The sequence below is a fragment of the Proteiniclasticum sp. genome (genome assembly GCF_032054185.1).
In the GTDB taxonomy this organism is placed as follows: Bacteria; Bacillota; Clostridia; order Clostridiales; family Clostridiaceae; genus Proteiniclasticum.
The window spans coordinates 1-15,250 of the sequence record NZ_DAMBTF010000005.1; the positions used below are offsets into that span (position 1 = coordinate 1).

The 15,250-nt window shown below is 40.8% G+C and carries 13 protein-coding genes, 1 other RNA gene and 2 pseudogenes; 6 read left to right on the forward strand and 10 right to left on the reverse strand.

Features of this window, described 5'->3' with window-relative positions; translation table 11 throughout:
- The first annotated feature begins 471 nt into the window (after positions 1–471).
- On the forward strand, positions 472–1,527 hold the full coding sequence (locus RTX25_RS03755) for a diguanylate cyclase domain-containing protein (protein WP_312650700.1): 1,056 nt from the start codon (positions 472–474) through the stop codon (positions 1,525–1,527).
- A 48-nt stretch (positions 1,528–1,575) separates the two neighbouring features.
- On the opposite strand, the gene RTX25_RS03760 is transcribed toward RTX25_RS03755, so the two are convergent.
- On the reverse strand, positions 1,576–2,208 hold the full coding sequence (locus RTX25_RS03760; RefSeq protein ID WP_312650703.1) for a GyrI-like domain-containing protein: 633 nt from the start codon (positions 2,206–2,208) through the stop codon (positions 1,576–1,578).
- A 253-nt stretch (positions 2,209–2,461) separates the two neighbouring features.
- Here RTX25_RS03760 and RTX25_RS03765 point away from each other — a divergent pair, with 253 nt between their 5' ends.
- From RTX25_RS03765 to RTX25_RS03775, 3 genes are read left to right on the forward strand one after another with little or no spacing between them, the layout of a single operon-like run.
- Entirely contained in the window at positions 2,462–3,760 is a 1,299-nt protein-coding gene (locus RTX25_RS03765) for a hypothetical protein (RefSeq protein ID WP_312650706.1), read from the forward strand.
- A gap of 2 nt (positions 3,761–3,762) precedes the next feature.
- Positions 3,763–4,206, forward strand: coding sequence for a LytTR family DNA-binding domain-containing protein (locus RTX25_RS03770; protein ID WP_312650709.1), 444 nt, complete (start codon positions 3,763–3,765; stop codon positions 4,204–4,206).
- 1 nt (position 4,207) lies between these two features.
- Positions 4,208–4,654: a hypothetical protein gene (locus RTX25_RS03775; protein ID WP_312650712.1), complete on the forward strand. Its 447-nt coding sequence runs from the start codon at positions 4,208–4,210 to the stop codon at positions 4,652–4,654.
- An 87-nt stretch (positions 4,655–4,741) separates the two neighbouring features.
- On the opposite strand, the gene RTX25_RS03780 is transcribed toward RTX25_RS03775, so the two are convergent.
- The 3 genes from RTX25_RS03780 to RTX25_RS03790 form a co-directional block, all read right to left on the reverse strand.
- Positions 4,742–4,864 (reverse strand): LDCC motif putative metal-binding protein, encoded by a 123-nt coding sequence (locus RTX25_RS03780; protein WP_312650970.1) that lies wholly within the window; start codon positions 4,862–4,864, stop codon positions 4,742–4,744.
- A gap of 113 nt (positions 4,865–4,977) precedes the next feature.
- Positions 4,978–6,366 (reverse strand): ATP-binding protein, encoded by a 1,389-nt coding sequence (locus tag RTX25_RS03785; protein ID WP_312650714.1) that lies wholly within the window; start codon positions 6,364–6,366, stop codon positions 4,978–4,980.
- Positions 6,363–7,058, reverse strand: a complete 696-nt coding sequence (locus tag RTX25_RS03790) for a response regulator transcription factor (RefSeq protein WP_397428515.1) — start codon at positions 7,056–7,058, stop codon at positions 6,363–6,365. The genes RTX25_RS03785 and RTX25_RS03790 overlap by 4 nt, the downstream gene beginning before the upstream one ends.
- A gap of 656 nt (positions 7,059–7,714) precedes the next feature.
- On the opposite strand from RTX25_RS03790, the pseudogene RTX25_RS03795 reads away from it, so the two are divergent.
- Positions 7,715–8,272, forward strand: a pseudogene (locus RTX25_RS03795) (GNAT family N-acetyltransferase).
- Between the two features lie 167 nt (positions 8,273–8,439).
- Here the strand turns inward: RTX25_RS03795 and RTX25_RS03800 are convergent.
- The 3 genes and pseudogenes from RTX25_RS03800 to ssrA all read right to left on the reverse strand — a co-directional run.
- Positions 8,440–8,637 (reverse strand): annotated as a pseudogene (locus tag RTX25_RS03800) (hypothetical protein); the annotation flags it as partial.
- A gap of 452 nt (positions 8,638–9,089) precedes the next feature.
- A complete protein-coding gene (locus tag RTX25_RS03805) occupies positions 9,090–9,611 on the reverse strand; it encodes a DUF805 domain-containing protein (RefSeq protein WP_312650720.1) in 522 nt (173 codons plus the stop codon).
- A 254-nt stretch (positions 9,612–9,865) separates the two neighbouring features.
- Positions 9,866–10,215, reverse strand: a transfer-messenger RNA (tmRNA) gene (ssrA, locus tag RTX25_RS03810).
- Positions 10,216–10,404: 189 nt separating this feature from the next.
- On the opposite strand from ssrA, the gene RTX25_RS03815 reads away from it, so the two are divergent.
- Complete coding sequence (locus RTX25_RS03815; RefSeq protein WP_312650723.1) at positions 10,405–11,049, forward strand: GDSL-type esterase/lipase family protein; 645 nt, start codon at positions 10,405–10,407, stop codon at positions 11,047–11,049.
- Between the two features lie 81 nt (positions 11,050–11,130).
- Here RTX25_RS03815 and rnr read toward each other — a convergent pair whose 3' ends face one another.
- The 3 genes from rnr to secG all read right to left on the reverse strand — a co-directional run bounded on the left by rnr (position 11,131) and on the right by secG (position 15,114).
- On the reverse strand, positions 11,131–13,260 hold the full coding sequence (gene rnr, locus RTX25_RS03820) for a ribonuclease R (RefSeq protein WP_312650726.1): 2,130 nt from the start codon (positions 13,258–13,260) through the stop codon (positions 11,131–11,133).
- Between the two features lie 566 nt (positions 13,261–13,826).
- Positions 13,827–14,810 carry an alpha/beta fold hydrolase gene (locus RTX25_RS03825; RefSeq protein ID WP_312650728.1) on the reverse strand — a complete coding sequence of 328 codons (984 nt, stop codon included), beginning with the start codon at positions 14,808–14,810 and terminating at the stop codon, positions 13,827–13,829.
- 73 nt (positions 14,811–14,883) lie between these two features.
- Complete coding sequence (secG, locus tag RTX25_RS03830; protein WP_312650729.1) at positions 14,884–15,114, reverse strand: preprotein translocase subunit SecG; 231 nt, start codon at positions 15,112–15,114, stop codon at positions 14,884–14,886.
- Positions 15,115–15,250 lie beyond the last annotated feature (136 nt).

Below are 15,250 nucleotides of genomic sequence, written 5' to 3' on the forward strand. Positions count from 1 at the left end.
CATTACTATGTTTCAGCTGTTTTTATTTTTGTTGCATTTAAATTTGACATTAGGCTATTAAATTATAACAGTTAAACCCCGAACTTATTCGGGATTTCAGTACTAATTTAGTAAAATTAAATATAGAAAATGTTTAATGAACTCTTTTGATATTCATACATATCATTATCACACCTATATTTTAGAAATATTAAGTAAACTTGAATTGCAGTCAACCCATATCTTACATCTGATTAAATCTCTGAAATATTTTTGTTTGTAATTATGCATCTATTCGTATAATTAATTATTATATTTTCTTTCCCATATCACCTTGACAGAGATTACATAAACATAGTATTTTTAGTAGTAGCGTATGAAAGAAATATCCTGAAAAAGAACCAGAATGAACAGAAATGGATACAGCCCGCTGTATCATTCAGGCAGAAATCCGGATATATAAATCCGGAACCAGAAGACGATCGGAGAATCATGAAGAAGAAAAAATATCAGCAAATCAGATTTATGGCCGCAGCAATCATCGTGATGATTGCTCTTTTTACCTATATCCTCATTCTGGTCAGCAGCATACAGGGAAATGCCCGAGTGATCAACTATACCGGAATAATTAGAGGGACTACTCAGAGACTGGTGAAGAATGAACTGTACGATATAGAAGACAATGAAGAGATTAAGCGTCTGGATGAAATCCTCATCGGATTGAAAACCGGCAAGAGCGCCTTTGATCTCAAAGCTCTCGAAAGCAGACTCTATCAGGACAGGCTTTCTCACCTTATGGTGAAATGGAAGGAACTGAAGGAGGTCATCTATGATACCCGAGAGGATGATCGCGTAAAATCGAGACTGTATGAAGACAGCGAAGCCTACTTCATTCTCGCCGACGATACCGTAAATGCCGCTGAGCTCTACGCCCACGATCTCACATTGAAGCTCAAATATCTGGAAGTACTGATGATCATCAATATTTCTCTGGTCCTGTTTTCCCTTATCCTGCAGATCGCCGGCGAAGTGAAAGAAAACCGCAGACTGAAAAGTTTCGCCTATACCGACCCTAATACCGGCCTGCCCAACAAAAGAAGCTGCGAATTTAAGCTCAGCCAGAAATTTGATTTCGATAAGACGAATATCTGCTGCTTCATGTTCGATCTGAACGGACTGAAGAGGGTCAACGATTCCCTTGGTCATGCTGAAGGCGATATCCTCATCAACTCTTTTGCGGAAGTTTTGAAACGCTCAGCCTCACCTGAAATGTTTATCGGCCATATCGGTGGTGATGAGTTTATCGGTATCGCTGAACACATGAGTCATCCCGAAATACGGGATTTTCTGGACAGACTCAGCGAAGAAACCTGTCAACTGAACAGCTTCCAGATGATTTCCGGAATAGAACTGTCATTTTCATCGGGATACGCCAGTTCCCTCAACTATCCTCATCTATCGGTAAGAGAACTCATGCAGTTAGCGGACAGTGAAATGTATAAAAATAAAGCCATCTATAGGAGAGCAAAAGCGAGGACCATTATCTGATTCTCTTCATAAGCTCTCTGAAAACAGCTTTGTCATTTTATGATCTTTTCACTTGACGGGATGTCTCAGAATCGTCTTCAGTCTGATTCCTTCAGTTTTCCGAGGATCGGACAGATAAATTTCATGATGCAATCTATCATCTGAAAAATCTATGGTATATCCCTTCTCTTTCGCATATTCTTTCATTTTTTCAGCAGTTGCAGGTTCTTCGATGTAAGGGCCGATATGCATGCACTGCACACACAAACCCTCGGTAAACTGGACGAGCCTCACCTGTGAGCAGTCCAGCTTTTTCTTTTTCTCTACAATTGCACACGCAAGATCAAGAACTTCCTTCGTTACAAATTCCGGCTGCCTGATCATGGATGTCCACACCAGTTCTGACTTTCTGGCATAATCAAAATCTTTCTCGTAATCGTTCAGCCCCCACAGGCCCTCCAGTGGAGGGACAACATACTCAAAGTATCCTTCTGGTGTGATGCCGTTTCTAGGCATCATTTTTATGGTATAGGCTATGGTATAGAGAAGCTCCACCGCCTTTTTGTATTCTCCATTTTCATCAGAAGGGTCTCCTTTACCATCAGTCTGGATGAATGTCATAACTGGAAAATCGACTATAGCAGGCTGTCCTGACGGCTGGTAGTACTCTTTATACTTCTTCTTGTAATCCATCTTATCCATCAATATTCTTCACTCCTTTTAATTACAGTATAGACTAATAATCATCAAAACTCATAATGATTTGTCATATGACTCCATATTGAAAAATAATAATTTGATATATCGGGATACTTAGATTATTCTATAATCAGTAGAAATATTAACGATTTTCTGCAGCTTATCCACGTGAAATGCAACTTGTCCATAATTGATTGATACCCCAGAATCCCAAGTCTATACTTGGGTCATAAAATAAATTCTGGAGGTATAAATTATGGGAACAACAGCACTGATACTTTTAATCACTTTAGAGGCGGTTTTATTTTTCTGGTCAATCCGTACAAAAAACAATCTGGACGAAGAAAAAAGAGTCATACACTTCGCACTTCTAGCACTGTTCATCCTGCTTGTTTCAACCGGTATCTTTGAGTGGAGTTTCAGGTATATGATTCTTGCAGTCGTACTTACAGTCCAGGCAGCTGCTTCAGGAATCTCAATATTAAGAAAGAAGACAAAGCCTTTTAAAACCGGCAGATCCGTTATACGATTTGTGAAAAACAGTTTCATCTTTACCCTCGCGCTGTCTGCAGCCATCATATTTCCTCAGTACGAGCAGCCTGCGGTGTCCGGTGACATGAAGATCGAGACAGCGAAGTATACATGGACAGACCCCGACAGAGTCGACATCTTCAGCAAGAATGGCGAGAAGAGAGCAGTGACCGTTGAGTTCTGGTACCCGGAAGACAATACTTCCGACTATCCTCTGGTCATTTTCTCCCACGGAGCATTCGGATTCAGCGGAAGCAATTATTCAACCTTCGCCGAACTGGCATCAAACGGCTATGTGGTAGCGAGCATCGGTCATACAGGACAGGCATTCTTCACATTGGATACAAAAGGAACCCTCACAACCGTAGACTCTTCGTTTATCAGCAGAGCATCTGAAATCAATGCCGTAACGGATACTGCACATGCAGAAGACATCTATAAAACAACAAAAGAATGGATGGAACTGAGAACAGGAGATGAAGATTTCGTCATCGATTCCATACTCAGCCAGTGCAGCTTGAAACCAGAAGATCCCCTCTTTTCAATCATCGACACCGAAAAAATCGGACTTATGGGACATTCGCTCGGTGGTGCCACTTCAGCTCAGATCGGCCGTGAGCGTGACGACATCGATGCCGTTATCGTCCTTGACGGAACCATGCTAGGTGAAGAAATCGCCTTTGAAAACAATAAGGTCGTCATCAATGACAAGCCTTATCCAGTTCCACTGCTCAATATCTACGCAGAGGATCATTATGACAATGCAATTGAGCTTGAGAAAGATACATACAGCAACTTTATCGCATCCAAAAACGGCATCTGCACATACGAGACTGTGTTTAAAAATGCGGGGCATCTGAACTTCACTGACCTGCCATTATTTTCCCCGGTTCTGGCAAAGACCCTGGGAGTAGGAACAGTCGACAGCCGGGAATGTATTGAAACCATGAATAATGTCGTCCTGACATTCTTCAACAGTTATTTAAAAGACAGTGGAGTTCCAGTAATTGAAAAGGAATACTGATAATGAAAGTAAAAATCAACAGAATCAGCGAAAAAGAAAATGAATGCCTGATTATTGAATGTGTTGAGGTTACCCCTGACATCGAGAGCATACGTGCGTATGCTCTCACCAAGGGCACCACACTCTCAGGTAGAATCGAGGAAAGATTCTACCAGTTCAGCCTTTCAAGCGTCATTTATTTTGAAGCTGTGGATGAGCGCGTATTTGCCTATACCAAAAACAATGCTTATGAACTCAGAATCAGATTATATGAACTGGAAAATGCTTATTCCGATAAGCATTTTATTCGCTGTTCAAAATCATTCATCATTAACCTGATGAAGCTTGAAAGTATTGTTCCTGCACTCAATGGCCGTTTTACCGCCAATATGAAAAACGGAGAAAAAATCATCATATCAAGGCAGTACGTTCCAGACATCAAACGCGTAGTCCTGGGAGGAAATTAAAATGGATTTTAAAACATTCTTTGTAAAAAAAGTCATGCTCAGCTTCTATATATCAGTCACTTTTATTGTTCTTGCTATGGCGATTGTGGGTCTTGTCTTTGAACCCGATATCAGAATGGGATATGAGGCTTTCTTTTCCCCTCTCATTTTCGGTGCCATCGCCACCTTCCCCAAACTCATCACCTATTCCCGTGAAGAACTTTCCGTAAGACAGACATTGATCAGAAATATCCTCCACTTTCTTCTTCTTGAAGTTCTGATCCTAGGAAGTCTTTACTTCACTGAGGTTCTGACCAGTGTTTCAATGACTGTTTCACTGGCCGTCACGATTCTCATCATTTACATTTCTGTGAGCGCAATCATGTGGATTAGTGATAAAAAGACAGCTCTTGAGTTCAATAATGCCCTCAGAATCTATCAGACTAGTAATCTGGAGACATCAGATTAAGACATATGTGCTTATACAGCCCCAATTGAAAACTCCTCTAGAGAAAGGATATCGTCCTTTCTCTAGAGGAGTTTAACTATTTCTTGCTTAACCTGTTTTTCTACCTGATTGATTCTTGTTGAGATTGCAGCAGTCAAGCCTTTCTGAACCGAAGTTTTTCCTGTTTGACTCAGCAAGTCTTTTCAAGAGATTTTTCCACCATCTGATCATATTCACATACCCCCTCCCAAAGATGAAACATCTTCTGTCGTGTTATTCAGATTATACATTCGAAATGTGGAGATGATAAGGAGAAAGTCTGTTTGTGCTGTGATAACAGGGAATCAGGTGTGATCTGTTGTGTTCTCTGTCAGTGCAGGGAGTATGATCTTCACAATGGTCCCTTCATTGGGACTGCTTTCAATGGATATTTCTCCCTCATGAGCTTCAACCAGCGCCTTCGATACAGTGAGTCCTATTCCCTTGCCTCCGGTCTCTCGGCTTCTTGAACGATCGCTTCTGTAGAAACGCTCAAATACATAGGGGATGTCTTCCTTTGTAATGCCGATTCCCTTATCCGCGACCTTTACCTCGGCAAAGTTTCCTTTTCTTTTCAGCATAACCCTGACATAACCGCCCGGATTTGTGTACTTCAGGGAGTTGGCAATGATGTTGATGAAGACCTGATTCATCCGGTCGCTGTCACAAAGGGCATATACATTTTCTTCCACTTCTGCAGACAGCGAAATTTCTTCAGATAAGAATAGAGGCTCAAAATTTTCCACTAATCCGGTTAGAAACTCCGAAAGGTTCACTTCCTTTTTGGATAACCTGATTTCGCCGCTTTCCATATAGGACAGATCCCCCAGATCCTTGATGAGACTGGTCAGCCTTCTGATTTCATCCTGAAGAAGTGCCAGTCTTTCCGTAGTCGGTTCCCATACCCCATCGATGAAGGCTTCCAGATGACTGTTCACAGTGGACAGAGGGGTTCTCAGTTCATGTGCGATGTCTGAAGTCAGGCGTTTCCTCAACTTCTCCTGCTCCTCGAGCTTCATGGCCATGTTGGTGATAGAGCGGGAAAGTTCGTCCAGCTCGATGGTTTCAGAATCCACATCCTTCACAGCACCGAAAGCACCATTTTCAATGAGCTTGGCGTTACCCTGAATGGCAATGATGGGTCCAAGAAACATTCCAGAAACTCTATTCTGAAGAAAATATCTGAAAATCATGGCGATCACCCCTGCGAAAAAGTAGATCAGATTAATCGCGATAAAAAAATCTCTATCTGGAGAAGCCGCAAATATACTCTTGGCTCTGCCCACTACAATTTCCGCCTTGTCTGATCCATTGTGTCCATAGTCATATACCCTATAGCTGAATTTCTCATTGTCCATATAAGCGGAGCGTTCCAGATCACTGCCGCTTGATCCGTCAGGTTCACGGGTACTCATGATGACTTTACCTTCTTCATTTTCCACAATCACTTCCGATGACATGGTGAATGCATAGTGCTCGATGCTCATAAGATCTGTCTCATCCAGCACCCCATCATCAATATAGAGCTCTGTCACATAATCAGCGATGGCCGCATCTTCAGACTTCTGAGACTGTCTGAGATACCTTGTGAAAAACATATTCATGCCGAGGTTGGCGAGAAGTGTTATGAGGATGACTGAGGAAATGGTGACCAGTGAAAAATATCTGCCCAGCTGTTTATCTATTCTAATCATCTTTTATCCCCTGAAAATTTATAACCTACACCATAGACTGTGAGAATATAGGCAGGATCCTTGGAGTCATCCTCGATTTTCTGCCTCAGATTCTTGATATGTGTATCGATGGTCCGTTCATAACCTTCAAAATCGAATCCGAAAGCTGAGTTCACGATTCTTGCTCTTGTGAATACCTGACCAGGATACTGCACCAGGGTATGTAGGATCTTGTATTCATTGGGCGTGAGATATAATTCTTCTCCCCTCTTGAAGACCTGGTGTAGTCCGTTGTCCAATATGAGATCCTCATCTCTAAAGGCATAAACTTCCGACATGCTGCCTTTATTCCTGACTCTGCGTAGAATGGCATTGACCCTCCCCACAAGCTCTCTTGGACTGAACGGTTTAGTGAGGTAATCATCTGCCCCAAGATTCAGCCCCTTGACCTTATCATCTTCCGAGGTCTTTGCTGTGAGCATGAGTATGGGCACATCAGAAATCTTGCGGATTTCCCTGCAGATGTCCTCTCCTGAGATATCAGGCAGATTAAGATCCAGAATGATGAAGTCAGGTTCTATCTCTTTGAACATTTCCAGAGCTCTTCTTCCCCGATCTGCCGTGTAGACCTCAAAAGAGGTGTTTCTTAAATAGTCTCCCACCACATTCAGTAGGTTCTGTTCATCATCAATGATGAGAATCTTTTCCGCCATCCTAGGCACCTCCTGTCAAAATCTGATTGTGCAAGTATCGGTTTACCAATCTGTCATTTTATCCATTATAAATGATTCTTCAGGATTCTCAAATACATCCTTCTGATGATCCTCATTATAAACTCATCGAAGAATCTGGGAGATAGAAATTTAGCATTGTCCCAGCATGGAAAGAAACGAAGCGGATCAATTCAATTCTCATCGTCCCGGTCCGCTGCTCTATTCAGGCAGAAACTACTTCATCATGCCATGATGTTCGCATTCATCATGGTCCATCTCGATGACTTCAAGTGTATGATGCAGATAATGCTTTACCTCAGCTTCTTATTGCGTTGACAAGAATAATATAATCGACAATTATGGAGAAACTGTGGAGATAAAAGTTTATCTCAAAATTACAGTTAATCATGATGTGTAGAATCTAAATAGGCTTCAGTAATGAATCGCATAATTATTGATATTAAATGATTGCACTGCTTTCACAATATATGTGCTCATATGCTATACTATATTCAGATATTATTCCAATAAGGTACCAGAATCAATCATGAAAAAACTCAAAGGATATTGTCACAAAACCCTGCCAGCCTCATACTTCTTCCAGGTAACAAAAAAAGGGTATATAAACATCATGAACGGATTAAGGAGTGAAAAAAATGATCATCAAATGCTTCAATCCCTTTCCAGAACTGGAAACAGAAAGACTCTACCTTCAAAAAATCACAGAGAAAGACCTGGACGATCTGTTTAAGCTCTTAAGTGATTCGGATGTTGCAAAGTTTGAGTATTTCCATCCCGTAAAATCAGATACTGAAACCAGAAGATTCATAAAGCGATATGAGACGGAGCTTATGGACCAGGAAGAAATCACATGGGGCCTGTCCTTAAAATAATCAGGCAGACTCATCGGCACTTTATGCCTTGGTGATTTTGATGATGATGCTAGAAGAGCCGAAATCGGATATGCCGTTACTAAGAAGTACTGGGGTTTAGGTTATGCTGCAGAAGCTGCAGAAGCCGTGCTTAAATATGGATTTGAGGTCATGAATCTCAATAGAATAGAAGCAACTGTAACGCCCGGTAACGACGGATCAGTCAAGGTCTTAAGAAAGCTTAACTTCACCCAAGAAGGAATTGTCAGAGAACGGGATCTCATAAAAGGTAAACTTGAAGACGGAATCATTCTGTCTATACTAAGGAAAGAGTATAACTGAATGGTCAGGCAACTCTTAAAGTTATGTAATGAAACTCGTCCGCAATGTATTTAACAAGAAAACACTAATAAAGCAAATAAGGGATAAGGACCGTAAGCATCACGCTTACCGTTCTTACCCCTTTATTCTTCTCTATTTATATAACCTTTCTCTTTACTGTCCCCATCTTAGAAGAACAGCAATTGATGCTCCTCAGGTCTCTTGATATCCAGCACTTTATATACCGCATCCTTAATCGCTTTAGCCGGAATGTCTTCAATTGGTGTTCGATCAAAGAGGACTGAATTAGAATCTGTAATCCGATCGCCATCAAGTTTAGTCTCAAACCAGTCCACTCTTATTCCTGAAGGCAGAAGAGCATTGTTTAGCTTTCTTACTTCTCGATCAAGGGTCGACCCCGTGTCAGAGCATCGTTCACAAGTTCTCCATCCACATCAAGATGTCTCCATTCTATTGTCAAAACTTTCATTTCTAATACCTCCATATATTCTTTCCTGTTATTCACATTTCTGTCCTGTAATAATTAAAAGCGTCTGTGTGATTGATCTTCAATCTTCTTTGTCCAACAAAGCCGCCTCGACAATCAGGAACTTATCCTCATACTCCTCTAACTGATGGGTTTATGAAAGTCAAGGTTACATTCGTCAAGTATACGTCTTTATGCATTTACCTTTATTCAGCCTGAAAATTCTGTACTGATGAGGTAACTATACCCTGTGTCCATTAGTCTATGAAGATAATTGCTTCACTTATTCCTGAAGCTGGCAATCCAAACAAATCAGCATTTTAGGAAACTAGTGAGAAGCTTTCCATCACACTACAAATTCTCCTTCTGCTCTCTCCCTTTTTCAGCCATCATATAAAATACGATAATCTGCCCAAACGGAACTATAAGAAATAATTGCCACCAGGCGCTCCTACCAATATCATTTAGTCTCCGTGTCCCTACTGCGAGAAATGGCACTAAGAATATAACTGTAATAATTTCATTTAGTGTTCCATGAATAAGAGTTGCCACGGACATTACCAGGACCATAAAAAGAACAAACCACCAATATTCATAGCGAGTTGCTTTTCCTGAAAAGTTATGGAACTCTATGAAGCACATTTTAATCACTTCTATTGGGGTCTTAGGATTCTGTTTTTCCTGAATCATCAGTTCTTTGGGTTCAATTCCAAAAGCCATCGCTAATACCTTGACAGACTCAAGAGAAATACTGTTTCCGTTTTCAACTCGCTGTATAGTTCTAAGACTTAAACCACTCTTCTCACTAAGTTGTTCTTGTGACCAGCCCTTGCTGAGTCTTAAAGTTTTAATCTTTTCAAAATCGATTTTCAACTGCACTCACTTCCCTGTTTACATGTTGTTTTATTTCAGTATAGATTGAACCCATGAAACTGTCTACGACAGCAGGATGACAGTTAGCCGCAAATGGAAATTAAAGGTTGAAATTATGTTAATATTCTTTATAACTTACTATTCTTTTATAAGAAACATACTATTGAAAATTGTATTCATACTTGGGAATATATCTTTCGATACAATACAAGCAAAAAAAAGAATCAGACTGTTGTCAGTCGATTCCTTTTTAATGGTGGAGATGAGGGGTGTCGAACCCCTGTCCGAAAGTAGTTAGATAAGACTTTCTACGAGTGTAGCATTGTAATTAACATTCCCTTTGGCTTAGTTTACAAGCAGACTTGGCCATTGGTAGCTTCATTTTTCCCGTTTCTGAGGCAAAGCTTATTCAGACTCGTTTTTCCGCTAATCGGCGCTCTAGTCCCAGGCAGCGGACATCCCGGGTAGAACGTAGCAGACTAAGCTGCTAGTGCTAAATTATCTTCAGCGTTTATGTTTTGCCATAGTTTTTTAAGCAGGTCCACAGCTTCCTTCTACTCGCTTATCAGATCTTCCTGACCCCCGTCGAAGCCAATACATCCCCATGTATTGTACTGAACTTATTATACGTGTTATTTCTTAAAAAACAATAAAAATTCCGCATTATTTTTACACACCGGATATTGTCGAAAAATTTCATCATTTAAATGGAAATAATTTGTTAATAAATATTTAACTTTTAGCAGAAATGGTGTAAAATAATAATAGAATACCCAAAGTAGGTGGTGAAATTATGAAGCTCTTAATTATAGGGGATAGTTTTGTGACTGGATATGGTCTTCCAAGCGGTAAAAGCTGGCTTGATCTGATCTCAGAAGAGTCAAATCAGTATATAGAGAATAAAGGCATCGATGGAGATACAACAGCAGATATCCTCATCAGATTTCACGAGGATGTTATCGCTTACAAACCGGAAACGGTATTTATCCTTGCCGGAACAAATGACGCATTAGCTGGTCGCACAGCAAATACTATATATAATAATGTACTTGAAATGATCAAACTCTGTTTGAATCACGCCATTGTACCCATCATCGTTCTACCACCATTTATCAATGTGGAGATGGCAGTAAAACAGAATCCGGGTGAGAACGATACTTTTGAGGCATCGGCAAACACGCTTAAGCGATACCGCAGACTGATCGAGGATTACTGTATAGACGAACGAATTGATACGATAGATTTCAATCGCGCTTTTTCAGAGACCGAACTTCAGATGAACCCTGAAAGGTACTATAGTGACGGCATTCATCTCACTGAAATCTCGCACAGAAAACTGGCCGATAAATTTTTATACAAGTATAATTATATCCTGGTTCACACTCATCCGGCTGACTATGTAATCAATTATGATACAATAGTCAAGGAAGATCTGTAAGAAAAAATACTACGATGACTAAAAGCCTCATCCTCTATCAAAATGATAGGAGATGAGGCTTTTGAATTATCGGTAATACTGTCAGGAAACTTCCTCTGCTTCAGGTGTACTGATTTCAAAGAAAATTTCTCTGGAATCAAGATTGACATTAGAAACCAGAACTTCTATCTTTTCTCCCAGTGTAAACTTTTTGCCGCTTCTTTCTCCAACCAGGGTCATATAACGATCATCATATACATAGTAATCATCATAAAGGGAGGTGATATGCACCAGCCCTTCTATCGTGTTTGGCAGTTCAACGAACAGACCGAAGTTTGTCACCGAGGAAATGATTCCCTCAAAGGTTTCCCCGATGTGCTTGTGCATGAATTCCGCTTTCTTCAGAGCATCCAGTTCTCTTTCAGCATCAACAGCTACTCTTTCCATCTCGGAAGCCTGCTTGGATGCTTCGCTTACAATCGGTATGAGCTGCTTCGCACGCTTCTCATCAAGTTTACCATTTAAAAACTCCTTGATGATTCTGTGAATCTGAAGATCAGGATATCTTCTGATCGGTGAGGTGAAATGAGAATAGTATGTTGCGGCAAGTCCGAAATGCCCCACATTCTCAGGTGCATATTTTGCCTGCATCATGCTTCTTAAGAGAAGTTTTGAAAGTACCGGTTCTGCAGGCTCCCCCTTAACCTTCTCAAGGATTTCCTGTAAAACCTTAGGCTGGACACCTGCAAACAGTTTGACTGGGTATCCGAGATTATAGGAGAACTCAGTAAATGCCTTCAGCTTCTCTTCATCCGGTTCTTCATGTATTCTGTAGATAAACGGTACATGAGTCCAGAACATATGCTCAGAGACCGTCTCATTGCATGCCAGCATGAATTCTTCGATGATCTTGTTCGAAATCTCTCTAGGATAAAGAGATACATCAATCGGCTTTCCTAATTTATCAAGGGTAATCTTACTCTCCGGGAAGTCAAATTCAATGGCACCACGTCTTGCCCTCTTGTTTTCCAGGATCTTCTGCAGCTCTTCCATATCCTTAAGCATGGGAATGAAATCTCTGTATTTTTCCAGATCCTCACTCATTTCGCCGTTAAGAACTTTCGTGACATCTCCATAGGTAGCCCTAAGCTTTGATTCAATAATGGATTCATAGATGTCATGCTCGATGACTTTTCCCTGAGGATCGATGATCATATCACAGCTCAGTGTCAGTTTAGGCTCAAAGGGATTCAGTGAGCATAAATTATTCGAAAGCTTCTGTGGAAGCATAGGGATGACAAGGTCTAGAAGATATACAGATGTTGCACGCTTAAACGCTTCAACGTCTATAGGACTTCCTTCAGTCACATAATGAGTGACATCTGCAATATGTACTCCTAGCTTGAAGTTTCCGTTATCAAGCTTTGTAACCTCAACAGCATCGTCAAGATCCTTAGCATCAGCACCATCTATGGTCATGATCATAGCATGTCTCAGATCTCTTCTCCTTGCAATTTCCTGATCGCTTATGGTCTCTGGAATCGCATCTGCATAACTGATCACTTTGGCCGGGAATTCTTCAGGCAATCCGAATTTCTTCACAACAGTGAGAATATCTACACCCTTATCCCCTTTCTTACCTAAGATTTCTGTGATGAGACCTTCAGGATTCCTGCCCTTTTCCGGCCATTTTGTAATTTCTACAACGACAACATCCCCATTTTCCGCAAAGTTTCTGTTCTTCTTGTTGATGAAGATATCGTGATGAATCTTGTTGTCCTCAGGAACAACAAATCCGAAAGCTTTTGACTCTTCATAGACCCCGATCACTTTTGAATTCTTTCTTTCCAGGATCTGCATGATCTCACCTTCAGCTCTTTTCGTGCCTGCGGTTTCCCTGATCACCTTTACCTGAACTTTGTCGCCGTTCATGGCATTCTTCATTTCATTTTCCGGAATAAAGATATCACCCTGCCCCTCTCCTCTGAAGACGAAGCCAAAACCTCTTTTATTCACATCAAGCCTTCCCGTATATACACCGAAACTTTCCGGCAGGACAATCTTCTCTTTTTTGATCTTAATGACTATCCCCTCTTTGATCATACGGTCGACAGTTTTTCTCAGCTCTTTCATTTCGCCTTTCTGAAGACCAAGGACACTTGCCATCTCCTCGATATTTAGAGGCCTGTAGCTATGCTCCGAGAGAATTCCCAGTATCTTTTCAGTAAACATCTTTACCTCCCTGCATCAATTGCCGATAGACAGCAATCAGCTCATTTAATTGTTCATATCTTAAGTATACAGAAAAAATGTTAACTTAGTCCGATATTTCACTAAATAACTTATGTATTTTTTACTAATACTACAGATTAACCCGATATTTCATCCAAAAATCATTAAATCCTGACCAAAGGCTCGACTGAGTATAATCAGTTCATGAGTTTAAGAAGAATTGCACACTTTTCGAGAATCACCCGTGCAAAGACCAGTGTTACATGAAAAACGCTATTGCCCCCTCAGATTAATGGTTAGTATACGGATAAAAAAACAGCGGTGATGAACACGCTGAGATACTTGTACTCACTTAAGGAACGTCATCCCCCCTTATGTATGTACGCTGAAATCTCACGCATTTGTTCATTTCCGCTGTCATGTTTTACGATTTTCATGGTGATAAAGAATGCGGCTGCAACAGCAGACACAAGAACTATCCCCGTAACACGAAGAGCTGTTTCCATATTTATTCCTTAAGATTCCCCAAACCTAATTGTATGAATATTCAATTATATCTTATGATATTACAGACTGTTGATGAATTCAATGATTTTCTCTTTAAAGTCCTCATGAAGGGGAAGATCAGGATCACTGTATGTTGCAATATTCCCCAGCATATCTTCAGGAGCAGGTTTCAGCACATGATTCATGCCATGGATGATTTCAAGCCTTGAACCCGGCAGAGCATCGTGGAGTTTTTGTGCTTCTTCATGACTGATCTGAATGTCTCGACCCCCATGAATAATCATTACAGGATCTTTGATTCTGGCCATTGTTTCTGCGGGATTATAGGAAAACCAGGTAATCAGATAAGGCTGTACACTGGGTCTGAAGAGATTGAACAGGCTGACCGGAACTTCGGGCACGATATTTCCATTTACCAGCTCCTCTATAATCGGTACACTGAGATCATACATTTCCTTGGACTGAGCCTCCAGCTGCTTCAGCAGCAGCTCATGAGCCGGTGTAGCGGTACCAGATACTGATATGAGTCCACCGCATTCAGTTGCCATAGAACACGCCTCAGCGGCAACCAGTGCCCCTTCGCTGTGTCCAAGTAAAATAATCTTGTCGAAACGTTCATCATCCTGATACTTTTTCATCCATAACAGAACATCATTAATGGAATCATGAAAATCCATATCACTTTCTTTCCTGATCAGGTTCTTGCTCTCGCCGATTCCCCTCTTATCATAGCGCAAGGAATAATGCCCTTCATCTGACAGAGCTTCTGCAATCATCAGAAGATTGTTGTTCTGACCTGCCTGAGGGTTGTTTCCGTTTCTATCGGTCGGACCAGAACCCGGGACAATGATTACAAGATGGGACTTCCCTTTTTTTTGTGGTGACATGAGCCTGCCTGAGAGTTCACCTTCATTAAGACTGACCACAACTCTTTCTTCTCGGTAAACATCATCAATGATTTCTTCTTTAGGCACTTCCTTATTCCCGCATGCAGCAGAAAAGATAAGCATCAGAACGATAATAGCTGTTAATCCTTTTTTCATAAGATTTTCCCCCTGACAAAAAATACCTGCAAAAAAAGCAAAATGCTGCCTAATACTTAGGCAGCACTAATCTTTAAACCATATTCATTGCTATTGTGTTGATTGCAAATAAAATTGCAACGACCACAGTTAATTTCTTCAGTAAGGCTTCACCAGTTCTTCCGCGGTTCTTGCTGAAAAAAGATTCCTGAGTTCCGCCTCCGGTTAACCCCTTAAGACCATCAGATTTGCTCTGCTGCATAAGAACTAATGCAATCATGATTATTGCCAGTATAAATTCTACAACGATTAAAACAGTTTCCATAATATCCCTCCTGACTATCTAACGTCTTATTCTATCACACTTACTTCATCACTACAATAAAATGACGCATCAAAACTTTTACCATTAACTGTTTTTATCATAACACAGAAAAGTACTGCTCGCCATATGATTATTC